Origin of the sequence: Rhizobium sp. MHM7A, assembly GCF_005862215.1 — a bacterium.
GTDB lineage: Bacteria > Pseudomonadota > Alphaproteobacteria > Rhizobiales > Rhizobiaceae > Rhizobium > Rhizobium bangladeshense.
Window position 1 is genome coordinate 1 of the sequence record NZ_VCHT01000089.1, and the last position, 354, is coordinate 354.

Annotated in this window: 1 protein-coding gene and 1 pseudogene; one reads left to right on the forward strand and one right to left on the reverse strand. The window is 57.9% G+C overall.

Going from position 1 to position 354, the window contains the following annotated elements:
- A partial coding sequence (locus tag FFR93_RS41860; protein WP_246661443.1) for a hypothetical protein occupies window positions 1–183 on the forward strand: 183 nt, incomplete at its 5' end.
- Between the two features lie 54 nt (window positions 184–237).
- Here FFR93_RS41860 and FFR93_RS40540 read toward each other — a convergent pair.
- A pseudogene (locus tag FFR93_RS40540) lies at window positions 238–354 on the reverse strand (IS5/IS1182 family transposase); the annotation flags it as partial.

Sequence of the window (354 nt, forward strand, 5' to 3'; positions counted from 1 at the left end):
CCGCTACCGAACCAACAACAGCAACCAAAAACCGCTGGAGCGAACTCAAAACTGGATAAAACTTGGGGGCAAGGTCAAGTTTTCCGGTGCATTTTCCTGGCTGGGAAAGGAACGGCTGAGCCGATCAATCAGCGCCCACCGCGCGAGCGTCAGGGCAATCGTAGCGCAGGACTGGAGTACTGAGGCGTTGGTGCATGGATCTGGACTTGAGCGGATCTGGATCTGTGATGGGGCTATCTATGTGGTCGGTCCATTGCGGCGGATGGATTTAGGGCGTGCGCATGCAAGCATACGATTGAGGGCGGCGCAGCCGATGGCCACTTCCGTCTGCTGAGCGTGAAACGACCGAGCCCG